This window comes from Myxococcus sp. AM009, assembly GCF_013372605.1.
Taxonomy (GTDB): domain Bacteria; phylum Myxococcota; class Myxococcia; order Myxococcales; family Myxococcaceae; genus Myxococcus; species Myxococcus vastator.
The window spans coordinates 21,911-40,016 of sequence record NZ_JABXEP010000031.1; the positions used below are offsets into that span (position 1 = coordinate 21,911).

16 protein-coding genes are annotated in these 18,106 nt (G+C 70.3%); 6 read left to right on the top strand and 10 right to left on the bottom strand.

The features are described 5' to 3' along the window. Positions 1-118: 118 nt before the first annotated feature. The 8 genes from HV824_RS10655 to HV824_RS10690 form a co-directional block, all read right to left on the bottom strand. Positions 119-985 carry a sigma-70 family RNA polymerase sigma factor gene (locus HV824_RS10655; protein ID WP_176417454.1) on the bottom strand — a complete coding sequence of 289 codons (867 nt, stop codon included), beginning with the start codon at positions 983-985 and terminating at the stop codon, positions 119-121. A 1-nt stretch (position 986) separates the two neighbouring features. Continuing rightward, a complete protein-coding gene (locus tag HV824_RS10660; RefSeq protein ID WP_176417455.1) occupies positions 987-1,451 on the bottom strand; it encodes a carboxymuconolactone decarboxylase family protein in 465 nt (154 codons plus the stop codon). Positions 1,452-1,582: 131 nt separating this feature from the next. Beyond that, positions 1,583-3,298 carry a radical SAM protein gene (locus tag HV824_RS10665; protein ID WP_176417456.1) on the bottom strand — a complete coding sequence of 572 codons (1,716 nt, stop codon included), beginning with the start codon at positions 3,296-3,298 and terminating at the stop codon, positions 1,583-1,585. 195 nt (positions 3,299-3,493) lie between these two features. Continuing rightward, complete coding sequence (locus HV824_RS10670; protein WP_176417457.1) at positions 3,494-4,834, bottom strand: PQQ-dependent sugar dehydrogenase; 1,341 nt, start codon at positions 4,832-4,834, stop codon at positions 3,494-3,496. Positions 4,835-5,076: 242 nt separating this feature from the next. Beyond that, positions 5,077-5,538, bottom strand: a complete 462-nt coding sequence (locus tag HV824_RS10675) for a DoxX family protein (RefSeq protein WP_176417458.1) — start codon at positions 5,536-5,538, stop codon at positions 5,077-5,079. 215 nt (positions 5,539-5,753) lie between these two features. Then, entirely contained in the window at positions 5,754-6,392 is a 639-nt protein-coding gene (locus HV824_RS10680; protein ID WP_176417459.1) for a LysM domain-containing protein, read from the bottom strand. Between the two features lie 109 nt (positions 6,393-6,501). Beyond that, positions 6,502-7,374 carry a hypothetical protein gene (locus HV824_RS10685; protein WP_176417460.1) on the bottom strand — a complete coding sequence of 291 codons (873 nt, stop codon included), beginning with the start codon at positions 7,372-7,374 and terminating at the stop codon, positions 6,502-6,504. Positions 7,375-7,506: 132 nt separating this feature from the next. Next, positions 7,507-8,295, bottom strand: coding sequence for a hypothetical protein (locus HV824_RS10690; RefSeq protein WP_368670912.1), 789 nt, complete (start codon positions 8,293-8,295; stop codon positions 7,507-7,509). A 647-nt stretch (positions 8,296-8,942) separates the two neighbouring features. Between HV824_RS10690 and HV824_RS10695 the strand changes: the two genes are divergently transcribed. The 5 genes from HV824_RS10695 (at position 8,943) to HV824_RS10715 (ending at position 16,228) form a co-directional block, all read left to right on the top strand. Then, positions 8,943-11,177 (top strand): exo-alpha-sialidase, encoded by a 2,235-nt coding sequence (locus HV824_RS10695; protein WP_176417462.1) that lies wholly within the window; start codon positions 8,943-8,945, stop codon positions 11,175-11,177. Between the two features lie 313 nt (positions 11,178-11,490). After that, positions 11,491-12,012 carry an RNA polymerase sigma factor gene (locus HV824_RS10700; protein WP_255207926.1) on the top strand — a complete coding sequence of 174 codons (522 nt, stop codon included), beginning with the start codon at positions 11,491-11,493 and terminating at the stop codon, positions 12,010-12,012. Then, positions 12,009-12,743 carry a hypothetical protein gene (locus HV824_RS10705; RefSeq protein WP_368670913.1) on the top strand — a complete coding sequence of 245 codons (735 nt, stop codon included), beginning with the start codon at positions 12,009-12,011 and terminating at the stop codon, positions 12,741-12,743. Before HV824_RS10700 ends, HV824_RS10705 begins: the two co-directional genes overlap by 4 nt. A 31-nt stretch (positions 12,744-12,774) precedes the next feature. Continuing rightward, positions 12,775-13,317 (top strand): hypothetical protein, encoded by a 543-nt coding sequence (locus tag HV824_RS10710; RefSeq protein ID WP_255207927.1) that lies wholly within the window; start codon positions 12,775-12,777, stop codon positions 13,315-13,317. A 127-nt stretch (positions 13,318-13,444) separates the two neighbouring features. Continuing rightward, positions 13,445-16,228, top strand: a complete 2,784-nt coding sequence (locus HV824_RS10715) for a CHAT domain-containing protein (protein WP_255207928.1) — start codon at positions 13,445-13,447, stop codon at positions 16,226-16,228. Between the two features lie 184 nt (positions 16,229-16,412). On the opposite strand, the gene HV824_RS10720 is transcribed toward HV824_RS10715, so the two are convergent. Together HV824_RS10720 and HV824_RS10725 are read right to left on the bottom strand one after the other, a co-directional pair. Then, entirely contained in the window at positions 16,413-16,649 is a 237-nt protein-coding gene (locus HV824_RS10720) for a hypothetical protein (protein WP_176423200.1), read from the bottom strand. A gap of 76 nt (positions 16,650-16,725) precedes the next feature. Continuing rightward, a complete protein-coding gene (locus HV824_RS10725; protein WP_368670914.1) occupies positions 16,726-17,286 on the bottom strand; it encodes a biotin transporter BioY in 561 nt (186 codons plus the stop codon). A 308-nt stretch (positions 17,287-17,594) separates the two neighbouring features. Here HV824_RS10725 and HV824_RS10730 point away from each other — a divergent pair, with 308 nt between their 5' ends. Continuing rightward, positions 17,595-18,062 (top strand): DUF2147 domain-containing protein, encoded by a 468-nt coding sequence (locus HV824_RS10730; RefSeq protein ID WP_176423201.1) that lies wholly within the window; start codon positions 17,595-17,597, stop codon positions 18,060-18,062. The last annotated feature ends 44 nt before the right edge of the window (positions 18,063-18,106 follow it).

Here is an 18,106-nt window from a genome sequence, read left to right on the forward strand (position 1 = left end):
CGAGGAGGAACTGCCGGCCATCGAACGCGGTCGCATGGTAGTAGGCGTCAGGCTCGCGCCTTGAACGAACGCCTGCGCCCGGGGCCCACGGCGAGGGTGGCGCCGCCGAGGGGGGCGCTCAAGTCGGCAGCTTGTCCCCCACCCGCGCACGGACCGCGCGGAGCTTGTCGGGGTTGCGGATGATGTAGATGGCGACGACGCGGCCATCTTCGATGCCCAGGGCCGTCGTCTGGAGCGTGCCGTCCTTCTCCAGGGTGACGAAGGCGGGCAGTCCGTCGATGAAGCCCTCATGCACCAACTGCGAGTAGTTCACGTCCAGGATGCGCAGCAAGCCCTCGAAGAGGCGCAGCGTCTTCTCCTGGCCGTAGATGGGGTTGAGCGCGGCCTTCACCTTGCCGCCGCCGTCGGAGTACACGACGACGTCCTGGGCCAGCAGCGCCTGGAGCGCCCCCAGGTCTCCCCCGCGGGACGCGGCGTAGAAGGCCGAGGCCAGCTCATGGCCCTGGGCCTCCGACACGGGGAAGCGGGGCCGGGCCTCGCGCACGTGGGTCCGCGCGCGGCTGGCGAGCTGGCGGCAGGCGGCCGGGTCGCGGTCGATGGCCTTCGCCACCTCCTCGAAGTCCATGCCGAACACGTCGTGCAGGAGGAAGGCGGCGCGCTCCAACGGGGACAGCCGCTCCAGGGCCATCATCAGGGTCAGCGTCAAGTCATCACCTTCCACCGCATCGACGATGGGCTCCGGAAGCCAGGTGCCCACGTATTCCTCGCGGCGTACGCGGGCGGACTTCAGGACATCCAGACACAACCGCGTCACCGTGCGGACAAGCACGGCCTCGGCGTCGCGCACGGCGGCGCGGTCAGTCTGGTGCCAGCGCAAGTACGCCTCCTGCACCACGTCTTCGGCCTCCGCGACGATGCCCAGCATCCGGTAGGCGATGCGGAGCAAGCGGGGGCGCAGCGGGTCGAAGGCGTCAGCGGGGTTCACGTCAGGCGGCCTCGGTGCGGGGGGCGGTGACGGGGTGAATGGAGCGGAACCCCACGGAGATGCGGTTCCAGGTGTTGATCATCCCGATGAGCAGGGTGAGGTGCACGACCTCCTGCTCCGAGAAGTGCGGCTTGAGGGCAGCGTAGTCCTCGTCGGGCGCGTGCGTCTGGGAAACGTGCGTCAGGGCCTCCGTCCAGGCCAGGGCCGCTCGCTCGCGCTCGGTGTAGAGCGGCGACTCGCGCCAGCCGTCCAGCAGGTAGATGCGCTCCTCGGTCTCCCCGTGCGCGCGGGCGTCCCGGGTGTGCATGTGGATGCAGAACGCGCAGCCGTTGATCTGCGAGGCGCGGATCTTCACCAGCTCCAGGAGGCTCTTCTCCAGGCCCAGCTCCAGCAGCTTCTGGCCGTACTCGAGCGTCAGCTTCATCGCATCGGGGGCGACGGCGAACGCGTTCATCCGGGGCTTCATGTGTAGCTCCTGTGTGTCGTGCAGGGCGCAAGTGCCTGCCTTCCACCCCAGGACGACGCAGCCGGGGCTCCGTGTGACATGGCCTTTTCTGGACGATTTTTTCGCCCCACCGCGCCCCGCGATGCGAAAGCTCACGCCGGCTGGAGGAAGCGTCCGTCCACCAGATGGTCGATGACCTCTCGCGCGGAGTGCGGGTCCAGCCGGGCCTTGGCGCCGAGCTTCGACACGGCGCTGGAGACGCTCGTGGGGTGCTCGAAGGCGGCCAGGGCGGCCAGGAGGATGGCGCCGTCCTCGCCCTGCGTGAGCGTGGGGTCGGCGAACCGCTTCGGGCTGACAGAGGGGGCGCAGCTCATCGTGATGCCGTCCACGGAGCGCAAGACTGTCACCGCCTCACCCGCGAGCTTCGGGGGGGCGCGGTGGCTGCCCAGCCACTCACCCAGGGTGAAGCGCTGGGTCCAGGGCGCGGTGTTGCGCAGCCGCGTCCTGCCCTGGATGGCGACGCGCTTGCGCGTGTCGCGGTGCTTCCATGCCAGCGCGTCCACCCGGTCGGAGGTGTGCTGGACCGCCGCCTCCAGGCCCTCGTCGCGGAAGCGAATCATCGGCACGGACACGTCACCGGGCTCGCGGCGCTCGAAGTAGTCGAGGAACTCCGCGAACGTCTTCGCCTCCGTCACCATGTCGAAGCGCGCGGGGTGCTGCGTCACCAGCGCCCCTGGCTGCGCTTCGAGCCGCTGGTAGCCCACCACGCAGTCCAGGCCGATGATGCGCTCCACGAGCCGCAGCTCCTCCGCCAGCGTGGCCTTGCTCGCGAAGGGCAGGCCCCCGATGCCGGAGATTTCGATGTCCAGGTTGGGGTACTTGCGGCAGGCGTCGATGACCTCCAGCAGCTCGCGGTCCTTCGCGCAGGGCTTGAGCAGGCCCCGGCCCATCTGCTCCAGCCGCTGCTGTTCGGAGAAGCAGCCGATGTCGATGACCATGTAGACGCGCTGGAACGTCGCGGCCAGCGCCGCCATCAGCTCCACCCGGGGCACGCCCCACAGGAAGTACGTGCAGCAGTGGTGGGAGAGGTCCACGCCCGCCCAGGTGCTGCTCAGGAACCCGGCGGTGCTGCCCGCGAAGTCGTAGCGCATCTGCCACGTCCGGCTGGCGATCTCCTGGTGGTCGCGGCGCACGTTCTCCTCGGCGCGCAGGAAGGGCTTCGCGCGTCCGAAGTCCGCCTTCTGGTTGCCTCGCGCCCCGCCGCAATACAGGCAGTTCTCACCGCACCCCTTGCCGGGCGCGACCCAGCCGGAGAACGAGTGCTGGTCCATCTGGCTGAGGAAGAGGTCGTTGAAGTGCGAGTAGTAGATGTCGTCCGTGTTCGTGGCGCGCTGCACGTACTCCAGCGGCAGCCGGCGCGGCCGGCCGTCCGGGCTCCTCGACACGACGTTGACCGGCGCCTCCTCGCCGTTGCACAGCGCCAGCAGGGGCACCTCGCCGTCGCCCAGCACGATGTGGTCGATGCTGTCGTAGCCGCTCAGCTCCTTCCACCAGTACGACGCGGAGTTGCCTCCCACGACGATGCGGATGGAGGGGTCGATCCGCCGCACCGTCCTCGCGATGAGCAGCGCGCGGTCCACGTGGTGGAACCACTTGAGGCTGATGCCCACGAGCTTCGGGCGCACGCGGCGCAGGAGGCTCTCGAAGGTGCGTGTCACCTCGGCTTCGGTCTCATCCCCGTCGTACAGCCGCACGAAGGCCTCGATGCCGCCGCGGCGCAGGTAGCCCGCCAGGTACAGGATGCCGCACGTGGCCTCCCCCGTGCCGGCACCGACGAGGAGGACTGGAGAGAGGACTCGACCACCCATGCGACGCACACCGGCCTTTCAAGGGACGGCGCGCAGCGTAGGCGATAACGGCCAGTCCCGGACGGAATGGTGGGGCCCGTCCGCCTGGCCGCCTGGCCCGAGGCCCTGGTGGAAGCCCACCCGGCGCGCTCCTTCAGCCCCCCGAGGACCGGAGTCGCTCGGGGAGCGTGAAGCGCGCCGTGGCCGGCGGTGACTTCAGCGCGGCGTCACCTTGAGCAGCTTGCCGTTGGTGGCGTCGGTGAGCAGGTAGAGGGCTCCGTCGGGGCCCTGCACCACCTCGCGGATGCGCGCGCCCTGGTCCTTGAGGAGATGCTCCTCGCCCACCACGCGGTCATCCCGCATCATGAGCCGCACCAGCGCCTGGCTGGACAGGCCTCCAATGAAGACGTTGTTCCGCCACTCGGGGAACAGGTCCCCCGTGTAGATGGTCATCCCCGAGGGAGAAATGACCGGGTCCCAGTAGTACACGGGCTGCTCCATGCCCGGGCCCCGGGGGCTCTCGTGGATGGGCGCGCCGGAGTACTCCTCGCCATACCCGATGGTGGGCCAGCCGTAGTCCTTGCCGGCCTCGGGGCGGTTGAGCTCGTCACCCCCGCGCGGTCCCATCTCCACCGTCCACAGCCGGTGCTGGCTGTCGAGCGCCGCCGACAGGATGTTGCGGTGGCCCACCGACCAGATCTCCGGCTTCGCCTCCGGGTTGTTCACGTAGGGGTTGTCCTGGGGCACGGAGCCGTCGGGGTTGATGCGGACCACCTTGCCGAAGTGGCTCTTCACGTCCCGCGCCTGCACCCGGCCCGCGAGGATGGAGCGCTCCCCGAGCGTGACGAACAGCTTGCCGTCGGGGGTGAACACCAGCCGGCCCCCCGAGTGCAGCGTCGACTCGAGCGTGGGCATCATGCGGAAGATGACCTGCACGTTCTCCACGCGAGGCTGCTCGCCGTCCACGAGCTTCGCGCGCGCCACCGCCAGCCCGTTGCCGCCCTGGCGGGGCTCGGCATAGGTCCAGTAGATGAGCTGGCTCTGCGCGTAGTCGGGACCGACCTCCACGTCGAGCAGGCCCCCCTGGCCACGGCCATCCACGGCGGGCAGCCCCGTGACGGCCGGGGACTTCGCGCCCTGCGGCGTCACGATGTAGAGCGAGCCGGTGGGCTTCTCCGTCACCAGCATGCGCTGGTCGGGGAGGAACGCGATGGCCCAGGGGTTCCTGAAGCCCGATGCAATCTCGGTGACCTGGATGGGCGTCTGCGTCTGGATGGCGGGGACGCGTGTCTGCCCGGGGAAGGCCGGATCAAACTCGGGCACGTTGGGCGGGCCCTGCGGGACCGGAGGCCCGGTGGGAAGCGGGTCTTCCGGCGGAACACCCGCGTCGTCCGGCGGAACGCCCGCGTCATCTGGAGGGACGCCCGAGTCTTCCGGCGGGAGGCCCGAGTCCTGCTGCGGGACGCCCGAGTCATTGGGCGTTGGCGTGGGGTCTGGGGTCTGGCTGCAGCCAGAGAGGAGGGCGGCGACGATGAGGGGCAGCGGCAGGGTGCGCATGCGACTCTCTCCTGAGGGGGATAGAACGGGAGCGAACATCGCGTGCCGCGAGTCGAGTGGAAAGCCCGCCCTTCAACTGGCGACCGTTCCGTGCCGGACATCGGACAGAGGCGCGTTTGCTCGGGTGGAGCGCTGCACGCCATCGTCAATCGCTGTGCAGCGAGGCACCAATTGTATGGGATGGCCGTAGTGCAATGCATGGCGCGCAGCGGCTCACCCCGGGTTTCGAGTCCCTCCAAAGACTATGGCGAGGTGGCCCGGCCCGGAAGGACGGCGCGGAGCCGCGAGTCGCGCAGCCAGAGCCCCAGCCAGAGCAGCGTCGCGATGTAGACGGGGAAGAGCATGTGGGAGAAGAGCGGGTTGCCGACCCGGACGTGGGTCGCGACCGCGCCTCCGAGATAGCCGGTCCACAGGATGGCGCCCAGCACGGAGACGCGCGGAATGAGGTACACGGCCAGGCACACCAACTGAACGACTCCCAGGCCGAAGAGCACGCTGACGGGGTAGCCGAGCTCCACGGTTCCCTTCTGCGCTTCGGGAATCTGGAGCAACTTGCCGGTGGCGTCGAACAGCAGGAAGAGGACGGCGATGCCGCTCAGGACGCGTCCGGTCCACAGGGCCTTCCTCGAGGAGGACTGCGTGCCCGACTGCGGGCGGGGGGCCGGGGCGGCGTGCTGGAGTTCGGTGTGGGTCGTCGTGGTCATGGGGTCCTCCGTGAAGCGGTTTTGAGGGTTGGACCGCCATGGCCGCCGGAAATCATCGGTCGGTTGGAAAAAACAGCGGGCCCTCCATGCCCGGCCCCCGGTGGCGCGCCGGCGCGGAGCCGCTGCGCCTTGCGTGGTTCGCTCGAAACGACGAAGCCCCCGGTCCTTGTCGGGACCAGGGGCTTCGGAAGCGGCACGGGCTGTGCGGCGCAGCGCTACACGATGGGCATGAAGACCTTGAAGCCGGAGCGGCCGTTGTTGGTCGTGTTGCTCTCGATGAAGTCGCTGGCGGACGAGCGGCCGTCGCCGGTGGTGATTGCCGTGTGGCCGTAGATGCTGCCCAGCCGAGTGGAGGTGCTCTCCCAGGTGAGGACGAGGCCCGGAATCTTCAGCGCCTCCTCCAACGACATGTTGACCTGCTTGAACTTGTCGCGGGGCAGGTTGTTGTCAATCTGGTTGCCGTTGCCCCAGACTTTGACACCGAAGGCGTTCTGGATGGCCCGGCTCACGCCCGTGGCGCACAGGCCCTGGCTGTTGTAGCCGCCCATGCCCAGTGCGGCCGCGCGGCCAGCGTCCGCGAGCCGGCGCATCGCAGCGGTCGCGTTGCTGGGACCGGCGCCCGTCGGACCGCCCACGTCACCCGACTGGCCCCCGCCACCGCGGACACCGCCCGGACGGCCCCCGCCTGCGTCGAAGCTGTCACGGCCGGAGTGCCCGATACGCAGCGTATTGCCCGCGTAGATGAGGTCAGGGTTCTTGATGTTGTTGTCACGGGCCAGCTTCGACACGGTGGTGCCGAAACGGGCGGCCAGGCCAGAGAGGGTGTCACCAGGGCGGATGCGGTAGTTGGACATTGGAACCTCCTGCTCCCATTGTCAGGAGGTCCCCGGCAGAGTTGCGGCGCGCTTCCAAGATTCTTGGAATGGTTTCAGAGTTGTGACATTCCGCTCAGGGTGGAATGCCTCAGGCCTGCTGCCCAGCGCCCCGCCGTCCAGGTCGGGCCGGGTTCAACGCGGCTCGGTGATGGCCCTGGTGCAGCGCGGGCAGGTGCCGTGGTGTCAGCCGCCACCGGGACGCCGCGAGAATCCCTGTTGCCATGTACCAACCCAGAACAGGGCCGGCCCCTGCTCCCATGACGGGTACCGGGAAGTTGCCGAGCATCGGCACGCAGAGTGTCGCGGCGATGTAGACGAAGAGACTGGTGGCGACGGCGGTGCCTGTCGCGGCGGGCAGCAGGAGCAGGGCCAGCGCGACCACTGCCACGAGGCCGAGCGCGGGCGACAGACTGGCGGCGAGCTGGAGGATGCGCTCGACGTGAGGAACCGCGGCGAGTGGGTCCGGCTGGAGCCATGCACCGAAGCCGATGAGGAGAACGACGGTGCAGCTGACGGCACGCTGGAGCCAGTGCGTCGAGTGCGCACGGGCGAGCAGGGTGCTCGCAGCCAGCGCGAAGGCGGTCCCCTGGCCCGCGTCGGGTTGCGCGGCATGAACGGCCGATAACCCCACGGCAAGGACGGCGGCGGCGGAGAAGCGCCGATGCATTGCTTCACTCATCCCGAGGAGCACCCACGGCACCGCCACGGCGGAAGCGTGGAGGCGTATCGGCCCCAGCTCAATCCATCGATGAACTTCGTCGAGGCCCGGAAAGAGCAGTGTCGAGGCGGTGAGCAGCACCGCGACGACGGAGAGGGGGCCGGAGACTCGCAGGAGTGCCGCGCTCGAGAGGCGCCCCACCATGGCCGCAGCGCCAGCCCCCAGGGCCGCCGCCGTCGCATTGACGGCGAATGCGGCGATGGGAGCGCCACTTCGCCATGCGACGAAGGCGCCCAGGAGCATGGCGGGAAGTGGCAGGAGCAGGAGCCACGACGGCGCGGTCTTCCGCGCCTCGGTTGGAGTCATGCGAGGTGTATAATACGAGCGTCAGGGCCGAGACATGGTCTCGCCTCGCGGCGCCCGGAGTCGACCTCGCTAGTAGGTGCCCCACCGTGAAGGCAGGGGGCCACTCCACTGCGTCCGCGTTCCGGGCGTCGTCAGCGGCGAGTCCCCGGCGATGCGCATCACGTTTGCGTCCGCGTTCATGTTGGACCAGTCCACCGCGATGTTGCGGCAGTACCGGTCACGGGCGAACCCCGTCTGGAGGTCATGCACACAAGGCGTCGGGTCCCAGACGCGGTCTGCTTGCAGGCGCTGGACCGCGGCGACGATGCTGGAGGGCATCTCCCCGGAGGCCCGGACGAAGGGAACGCCGTCGATGGGCGTGCCATCTGACGCGAAGAGTTCGAAGACCTTGCCGGAGTAGCTCAGCGAGCCCGGCACGCTGAAGTCCCAGGCCCCGGCGGTGAAGGGGGCGTCCTGGCCACAGGAGGCCGGGTCCCCGGGGACATCCGTGCAGGCGCCGCGAAGGTGGAGGACCAGCACGGCGCCTGTCTCCACCGTGTAGCCCTGGGGGAAGGTGAAGGTGAAGTCGGAGTTGGTGAGCTCCTTGAGGGAGATGCCCGTCAGCGAACCGCCGGTGACGGCCACCAACTCGATGAGCTCCTGCTGGACGTACGGGTTGATCTCCGTGATGCGCAGCGAGGCCTCCGGCGCGGAGCTCCCCGCATCCGTGCCCGAGTCCGGAGCGCCGGCATCGTCCGAGCCCGTCGAGCCCGCGTCCACGCCAGCGTCTTCCGCTCCTGCGTCGACGGTGCCCGCGTCGGGTGTGGAGGCCTGAACGCAAGTCTCCTCCACGCAGACGATGTCCGGTCCACGGGACACGCAGTCACGGTGCTCCGTGCATTCGGAAGAGGAACAGGCGGAGAGGAGTGGGAGCAGGGCGAAGGCCAGGACTCGTGGGAGCCGGTGCGGATGGAGCATGGAGAGAATCCCTGGATGCAAGAGGGTGAGATGTGGAGCCGCGATGACGGCGTAGCAGATGAAGCAGGGACACGGCCCGCCAGCCGGCGCTTGACAGTCACTCAGAGCGCGTCATCCATTGAGACGTCGAACGAGTCATGTGCGTTTTTACCGGAGAGGGGTGACACCCGCTCCGGTGGCCAGCGCGCGCTTTGCCGCCTCGCGCGTCCTGAGTCCGCGCCGCCGTTCGCGTTTCGAGGCTCGCGAACCGCGCTGGCCAACCCGCGGCGGTGGTCCCTTCCTCGCGACCATCGGTGACGAATGAGACGAAGTCGCCCCGGGTGATGGTTCGACAGCGGGATGGAGAACACCAACGGGTGCTTGGTCCTCCTGTCGGGCAGTCCACGTCCGACGTCCCTGTTGGTGCCAGTGCGCATGGATGGGCGTGTGCCTCCGCGGGCAGCGGTTCGTTCACTCCTCCCCGCGGAATCGTCTCAGGTGCGTGGGCCTCCTTCCTTTCGTGCGCTCCCGCGCTCAGCTTCCCGGTGGGACGCTCGGGGAGGGGACTTATGACGGGGTTGGCTGGTGCCATGCTCGCCGTGGTGGTGGCGGCGAGTGGCTCGGCGTTGGTGCCGGTGAGCGGGGGAAATGCCCTGACGCTCCCGGCGCAGCGCCACATTGTTCGCATTGAAACCGGAAGCAATCGTCCGCCGACGTGGCTGGTGGCCATCCAGCACGGAGGCGTGGACGGCAAGGGGCTGGTGCTCTACCGCTCCGAGGACGCCCTGCAAACCCTGCGACGGGTGGGGGACATCCAGCCCGACGCCGCGCACACGGACCGGGCGGAGCTGCTGGTCGTGGGCATGGATGTGGCGCTTGTCTACTCCTACGAGGGGCCGCAACTGGCGGCGTCCAGTCAGCACGACGTCTACTTCCAGTGGTGGCGCCATCAGCCCGGGGCGAATACCTGGGCGCCGGAGCCCGCGGTGCGGGTGTTCAACGCGGACGCCAGCACGGCCTACTCACGGGCCTTGCTGGCGCGCGACGCACAGGGACGGCTGTGGGTCCAGGCCTTCCGCCTGGACCTCGACGGCGGCGCCACGGCGGTGGTCTCCGTGTCCACGAATGGGGGGCAGCACTTCGGTTCGGTTCAGCCGCTGGACAAGGTCCGCCGGCGGGGTGGGGGCCGGCTGCTCAGCGTGGGGACGAAGCTCGTCTTCCTGTACGGGATGCATGACGGCTGGGAACCCGCGCGCATGCGCATCCGCTCTGAATCGGACCCGTTGGGCACGTGGGGGCCGGTGCGCCAGGCCTTCTCCGACGGCATCTACCATGGCGCGGCGTTGAGCGCGGTGGCGGATGGGAAGGGGGGCATGCACCTCGTCTACAAGGACGAGCTGGAGAAGCTCTACTACCGGCACTTTGACGGGAGCAGCTTCGGTTCCCGGGTGCTGGTGGAGGGCAGCTCGGACTGGGCGACCCAGCCTGCCATCACCCGCATCGGCGACACGTTGTATGTCTTCTACAACCGGGTGCGGGCGCTCAACGCGAACTACGAGCTGCGCGTGCGCACGGTGGACGAGGATGGCGCGCTCGGGAGCGCGGTGACGCTCGACGGGGATGCGACGTTCAAGGGGTATCTCAACGCCGTGGATGTCCTGCCGGAGGGCAGCGGCGAGGTGCCTTGCCTCTATGGCGAAGCGGTGGATGCGGGCTCGTGGGGTTCGGTGTCGCGGGTGTCGCTGGTGCTCGATGACGCGCCCCCGCCGGAGCCGGAGCCTGGCCCGGGGCCTTTCGTCCTGGAGCTCGTGCGCTCCCATTCCACGCATGAGCTGCTCGCGGTGGACGGGGCCGGCACGCTGTATGGCATTCCCGCGGGGGGCCCGCGCTCGCGGTTGATGGCGAGCACGGACGGTGGGCACACCTTCTCGGCTCGGGGGCAGCGGGGTGGCAACCTGTGGACGGTGGCGGCGATGGACGAGGGGACGCTCCTGGCGGTGGCCAGTCACAGCGGAGAGTACGTCCTCCAGCGCTCCACGGACGGGGGGATGACGTGGGAGAACCCGCTGCGCCTGGGCACATATCGTGCGCGGGGACCGCAGAGCTTCGCGCGCCTGGGGAGCACGTGGTTCTTCCTCGAGTACCAATCCTTCACCTCGGCCGCCGTGCCGATTCGGCTCTGGGCCACCACGGACGGCGGGGCCACGTGGTCCGTGCGCTCCACGTTCACGGCGCACCGGCACGGCTATACCCTGGTGGCGGACCCGGCGACGGGCACGCTGTGGGCGACCCTGGGGAGCAGCGAGGCGCAGGCCGCGGTGAGGCGCTCCTCGGATGGTGGGCGGACCTGGACGTCACTGCTGCGTGGTTATGGGGCCAACGCCGTGGCGGGCGTGGCGCAGCCGGGCGGGGCACTGCTCCTTGGCCAGTCAACGTTGTTCGAGCCCGAACACCCGAAGCTCCTGCGCCTGTCTCCGGATGGGACCGTGCGTTCGCTGCTGGAGCTGCCGGGGCCGGCGTACTCGCTCACCGCGGTGCCCGGAGGGGGCTGGGTGATGGGCACGGCCTGGTCTGTCGCTGGGGACGTCCATGCGTCCGGTGACGTGTTCGCGCGGCTCTTCATCAGCGCGGACGGCGTGACGTGGCAGGAGTCACGTCGGTACGAGCGGATGAGCGGCGCGGACCTGACGCGCGCGGACGTCTGGGGCGCGCTGCCATCCGGGGAGCTGGTGGTGCGCGTGGAGGATGCGAGCGGCTTCGGGAGCGCGGGCGTGGGCTTCCAGGTGCTTCGGGTCAAGCGCTGACCCTTGAAGCGCCGGAATGCAGCGCACGGACATGAGGGGGAAAAATGCCGTCCCCCGTTCAGGTGGCAAGGCGCACACGATCTAGCCACGCACACCTGGGAAACCGACTCCGCCGGGCGCCAGCTGCGCCTCACCGACGCCGACACGCGGTCGCACATCCTCGTCTGGGATGCAGCCCTGCCGTAGTCGTCCAGGCTCCCGGAATACGCGTCGAATCCGCCACCACGCTTGCCGCGGGAGGGACCTTTCGATGACCATGAATGCACCTCGGAGGAACTTTCACGTGGAGCCACGGCACAGGCCGGCACAGGCCATGGTCTCTCGCCCCTCGGAGGTGCTGGAGCAGCTGCGCGAGGACCTGGCCCGTGCAGTGGCCCGGGTGTGTCCGCCCCACATGGCCGATCGCCGTGATGACCTGGTGCAGACGGCGATGATGCGCGTCATGGAGTTGCAACGGCGCGAGCCCGACCGCAGCCGGTTGACCTCCGCCTACTTGTACCGCGTCGCCTACACCGCGCTGGTGGACGAGCTGCGCAACGTGTCGCGCCGCCGTGAGGTCCAGCTGGAAGTGGTGGAGTCGCTGTCCGAGCCGCCGGTGGCATCGGGCGACCCGGAGAAGGCCGCGGGAGGCTCCCAGATTGCCCAGGCCGTGCGCGACTGTCTGCGCAAGCTGGTCCAGGACCGCCGGCTGGCGGTGACGCTGTACCTGCAGGGCCACAGCGTGCCGGAGTCCGCGCGGCTGTTGGGCTGGGACGACAAGCGCACCGAGAACCTCATCTACCGGGGCCTGGCCGCGCTGCGCCTGTGCCTCTCCGCGAAGGGATTCGAGCCGTGAGCGAGCGAGGACGCGACGAGACGAAGCCCGATGACGCCACCGTCGAGCGTCTGCGCGCCGCCGTGCGTGCCGAGGACCCGGTGGAGCGCGCGGAGGCGCCGGTGGATGCGGACCTCATCTGGCGCGCGGTGAGCGGCGAGCTACCGGCCGAAGAGCGCCGCGCGGTCATCGAGCGTGTGGCGGAGGACCCGGCCTGGGCGGCGGCCTGGCGGCTCGCGAACGAACTGACGCGCTCCGCCGCGGAGGCCGTGCCTCCCGTGGCGCCCCGGGTGGACCGTCCACGCACCCGGCGCGGCGATGATGAAGCGCGGCAGAAGCGCCGGTTCCGCTTCGCATGGAGCCAGCCCCTGTGGGGTGTGGCGGCGACCGCGGCCCTGGCCCTCATCGTGGTGGGCGTGGTGATGCGGGAAGAACCGGAGCAGCCGCTGCTGCGTGGCGGCGACACGGCGGCGGTCGTCTCCCAGGTGCCAGAGGCGGTGCCTCTCAGGCGCGACGCCTGTGTGCTGCGCTGGAGCGGCGGTCCCGAGGGAACCCGCTGGTCGGTGCGGCTGTCCACGGAGGACCTGGGCTGGGTTCACCGCGTGGACTCGCTGGAGGCGCGTGAGTACCGGGTGCCTTCCGAGGTGCTGGCACCGGTGAAGCCGGGAACGACGTTGCTGTGGCAGGTGGAAGCGCGGTTGCCGGACGGGCAGGTGCTTCGCGGCGCCACGTTCGTCAACCGGCTGGAGTGAAACGGGCGGTCCGGAGCCCATGGAGGGCCTCATGAAAGCGGAGCTGGGCATGAAGACACGACAGTGGATGCGCGCGGGACTGGTGGCGCTCCTGATGGGAGTGGCCGGTGGGGCCGGGCAGGCGTGGAGTCAGCCGGCCCCCGTCACCCGCGCGGTGAAGACGGATGCCAGCCACGGCGAGGCGGGAGACCAGGTGGTGGCCTCGGTGATGGAGGCGGGCGTTCGCACCGGCGCGAGCCAGTCCATGACGCTCCAACTCGTCGACCCCTCGGGTGCCGTCGTCGCGCAGACCACGGGCGTGGTGGACCCGGATGCGCCCCTGCGCCTGAGCTACGTGGCACGCACCGCGGACCCGCTGTTCGCGCGCGCCATCGCCACGGTGAGCGGGGAGACCGTCTCCCTGGCGGTGGTGACGGTGGAGCGCTGGTCCGTTGTGGATCCGGACTCCTGGACCTGGCCCCAGAACTGCTACTTCGAGCTGGCGATGCCCAGGCCACCGCCTCCTCCCCCGGGGCCCGTGACGCTCAAGTGCGAGCCCGTCGACCCGCCGCCGCCGCCGCCGCCCACCCGCTGACGTGTCGCTCCGGACGCACCGGTCCGAAAGAAGCAACAGGAGGCTCCTCACCTTCCTGCTGGGGGCCATTCTCTCGGTGTGTCCGGGCCTGGCCTCCTCCGCGGCGCCAGGCCCTCCCCAGCCTCCCTTGCTCGAGTCGTGCCGGGAGCGCTTCGCCGCGCGGCCAGAGGGCCGGGAGGCGGCGATGTGCTTCTACCAATGTGCCCAGGTCGCTTCCGCTCGTGACGCTGTCGTGCGCGAGCTGACGTCCCTGGTGGAGCGTCACCCCGACCACGGCTGGCTGTCGCTCGTGCTCGGGCATGTCGGGATGCTGTCCAGCAGCAAGGCGGCGGAAGGTCCCTATCTCCGCGCGGCGCAGACGTTCCGCCGGCTCCAGGATGCGGAGGGTGAGGTGCTGGCGGCCATCAACCTGCGCGCCATCCTCCTGGCGCAAGGGCGCACCCAGGAGTCCTGGGATTGGACGCGGCGCGTGGTGGAGGTGGCGAGCGCCTCCGGCCGGCCAGCGCTCCACGCCCGCGCGCTCATCGTCGAGGCCAGCCAGCTCTACGAGGTGGCGCTCGACCTGGGCCGGGCCTTCCGTGTGCTCAAGCGCGCCGAGCCGCTCGTCTTCCCGGACGGCGCGGAAGGGCTGAAGAAGCAGTACCTGTCCGTCATGAGCACGGTGAGCGAGCGGCTGGGCCAGTTGGAGGAGGCCTCGGACGTCAATGCCCGGTTGGTGGAGTTGACCCGGAGCACTGGCGACCTCTTCCTGGAAGCGCATGCGCGCTTCTCGCTCGCCAACGTCGCGCTGCGGCGGCTCGAGCGGGACCACGTGCCGGCGGACCGGACGCGAGCGTTGGCGTTGGCGCGGCAGGCCCTGGCCGCCGCGGAGCGGGCGGGGAACCCCACGCTGGAGGCCCGGGCGGTGCGTCTCACGGCGGACCTGTTGGGAGGCACCCCCGAGGAGCGCCGTGAGGCGGACGCGCTCCTGGAGCGCTGCATGGCGCTCGCGGAGTCGCTGGATTCAAACGAGCGGCGGCTGGCGTGTCTCTGGACGCGCGCGGAGCGGCGGGCAGACGTGGACCCGGCCGGAGCCATTCAGGACTCGGAGGCGTCGCTGCGACTGGCCTCCGGAGGAGACGACCCGCTGTTCCTGGCGCTGGCCCTTCGAGGCCGCGGCACGGTGGCGTATCGGACACAGCCCTTGCCCCAGGCACTGGCGCATGCCGAGCGCGCCCTGGACGCGCTGGAGTCCCTGCGCCAGACGCCAACCGATGCCTCCAGCCAGGCGGAGCTGTTCGCCACGTGGGCTCGTGACTACCAGCGGCTCGCTGGCTGGACGTTGGAGGCTGGCGGGGCGACGGGCAAGCCCGCCACGCTCCCCTTCCGGGAGGCTGTGTCGCGGGCCTTCGCCGTGAGCGAGCGGCTCCGGGCGAGGACGCTGCTCGATGCCCTGGTCGCCTCGCGAGCACTCGCGGACTCCGGGGACACGCCCGAGCGCCGGGCGCAGCGGAGCGAGGTGCAATCGCGGCTGGTGGCGGTCCAACGCCAGCTCTTGGACCCGTCGCTCGCGAGCGATGGACGCGAGGCGGCCCTGAAGGAACTCCAGGAGCTGGAGCGCCGCGAGCGGGACCTGCGCCCGGCGCCTCGCCACGGCGCGCGGGAGTTCGCCTCGCTGGCGGCCGTGGAGCAGGGGCTGGCGGAGGACGAGGCGCTGCTGGTCTTCCTCGTGGGGGACGATGAGGACCTCACTGGAACGTCGGCGGGTGGTGCGTGGCTGTTCGTGGCGACACGGGGGGGAACCCACGTCCATCGCATCCCCGAGCGCACGCGGCTCGCGGCGGCGGCCACGCTGTTCTCCGGGCTCATCGAGCGCAGGGATGGCTCCGAGCGCGGCGCGGCGGTGGCGCTTCACGCGCAGCTGCTCGGGCCGGCGCTCGCGGGGCTGCCCCCCACGGTTCGGCGGCTGCTGTTGGTTCCGGATGGGCCGCTGCATGACCTCCCCTTCGCCGCGCTGCGGGAGCGTCGGGACGGGCCGCCACTGGTCGCTCGCTACGAACTGGCCCTGGTGCCCTCGGCGAGCTTGTGGCGGCACTGGCACGGGGAGTCCCCGTTCAGGCCTGTCGGTGAGGCGCTGGTGCTGGCGGACCCCGAGTGGGTCCTGGGCCAGGGTGTGTCGCGGTCGGCGGCGCGCGTTCGGACTGGAATCTTCGAGGAGGCCGCGCGGCTCGGCGCGCTGCCCGAGGCCCGTCGCGAAGGGCTCGGGGTGGCGAAGGAGCTGCGAGACACCCACGTCGTCCCCCGGCTGTTGGTGGGCACGGAGGCCTCGGAGCGCGCGCTCAAGCGCGCGGACCTGTCGAGGGTCCGGGTGCTGCACCTGGCGGCGCACGCCGTGGTGGACGCAGAGGCCCCGGAGCGCTCCGCGTTGGTGCTCAACCCGGGGGCGGACGACGAGGACGGCATCCTCCAGCCGCGCGAAATCACCCAGTTGCGTCTCGACGGCGCGCTGGTGGTGCTGTCCGCGTGCCGCAGCGCCTCCGGAGCGGTGCTGCCGGGTGAGGGTGTGCTGAGCCTCGCGCGGGCCTTCTTCGAGGCGGGTTCGAGCGCGGTGGTGGCCAGCTTGTGGCCGTTGCGCGACGAGGAAGCGGCGGACCTGGTGGAAGACTTCTACCGGCACCTGGCCACGGGTTTGAGTGTCTCCGCGGCGCTGCGGGCCGCGCAGCTCGAGGCCATCGACGCGGGGCTGCCACCGGCGGCCTGGGCAGGGCTGGTGGTGCTCGGCGACGCCGCGCTGGTGGCCGCGATGCCTCGCGAGGAGGGGGCGCCGATGGCTGGACTGGCCGGGGCGCTGGTCATCGCCGCGGCGCTGCTCATGCTCCTGGCGTTGTGGCGCTGGGGCCGTTCAGGCTCCGCGCGTTCCAAGCCCTTGTGACCACGGGCTCCCCACCGTGGGATGGGCTCGTGCTCATGGGCCTCCAGGACTGGCATCGCGGCGGCACACCGGACCGCAGCTGCTCCGCACGCCCATCCCCGGGCTCAGGAGATGCTGGATGCGACTCCCCATGGATTCACGGTGGTTGATGAACGCGGCGATGCTCGGCGCACTCTCGATTGCGCTACCTGCCCACGAATGGCGAGGCGGCCGCCCCGGGCACTCCCTGCGAAGGCTGGGGCGTGGCGAGCGCCGACCTGGGCATCTCCGGCTTCTCGTCTGCGGGGTACGGCAGCTCCTCCAACCTGACGGTGGAGCTCTTCGCGCCCTCGCCGACTTCCGCGACGTCGGTGGTCCGCGTGGGCAGCGACCTGCGGGTGACCCACCTGCTGTACCAGGTGGACGTCCTCATCGAGAACATCGGCACGTCCCTCATTCACCATCGCGGGCGCCGCGGGCCTCCGGCGGTGGCGAAGCACGGGACCGACGTGGAGGAGTCACTCCTTGCGTGGCCCCACCAGCCGCCACGCGAGGGGCAGCAGCACGGCGGCGATGGCGGCCTTGAGGAGCCCGCCAGGAAGGAAGGGCATGAAGCCGGCGCCAAGGGCCTTGGCCACGCCGAGCCGGGCGGACAGGACGAGCCAGGGCAGGCCGACGGCGAAGACGGCCAGTTGGCCCACGACAAAGAGCGGCAGCGCGGTCCACGGACGCCGGTCAAGGCCACGTTGGGCCGCCAGCCCCACCAGGAAGGCCGCTGGGACGAAGCCGACCAGGTAGCCCCCGGTTGCGCCCTGGATGCGTTCCAGGCCGCTGGCGCCCTCCGCGAAGAACGGCAGACCCGCCGCGCCCATCAGGAGATACAGCACCTGCGCGGCCAGGCCTCGCGCGGGGCCGAGCGCCGCGGCAGCGACGATGACGCCCAGGGACTGACCGGTGATGGGAACGGGCGAGCCCGGCACTGAAATGGAGACTTGCGCGAGCCCCGCCGTGAGCAGCGCGCCGCCGAGCACGAGCGCCAGGTCGTGAGCCCGGGAGCGCGCGACGCCATCGGCGAGCACGAGGACGCGGGGGCGGGCGGTGGTGGCGAGCGTCAGGCGGAGCCTCCAGAATCGGACACCGCGAGGACACGGCGCCTCGAGGGGGGTACACGCTGGCGCCACCCGGCGCAACGCGGGAGAGACCCGCTTTCCTCCGCGCGCTCGGGCCTTGGAGCGCCCGGTCGCCTTCGATAACACCGCGATGAGACACCATGACGCGAGGCGGCACGTTTGAGTGCCGGCACGGCGGTGGAGTACAAGCGAAGTGATGCGGGGCTTGTACGCATGGTGCCTCCTGCGTGAGCCCCCGCGCGGAAGGACACCAAGACATGAACGCAACCCGTTGGTTTGGACTCGCTTCACTGACGCTGCTGCTGGCGTCGAACGCCGTCGCCGAGGACAAGGCCCCCGCCGCGCCCAATGCCGCCGTCGGCCGGTGGACGACCATCGATGACGAGACGAAGAAGCCCAAGTCCGTCATCGCCATCTACGAGGAGAACGGCAAGCTGTACGGGAAGATCGAGAAGCTCTTCCGCGAGCCCAAGGAAGAGCAGAACCCGCTCTGCGACAAGTGCGAGGGCTCGCTGAAGAACCAGCCCATCATCGGGATGACCATCCTTCGCGACCTGGAGAAGGATGATGACGAGTGGTCCGGCGGGAAGATCCTCGACCCCGCGAATGGCAAGACCTACAAGTGCAAGGTCGCCGTCGAGGATGGCGGCAAGAAGCTGAAGGTCCGCGGCTACGTCGGCATGTCGCTGCTGGGGCGCACCCAGTACTGGGTCCGCGCCGAGTAGCACCTTCGGTGGAGGGCGGAAGCGGGCACCGCTCGCTTCCGCTC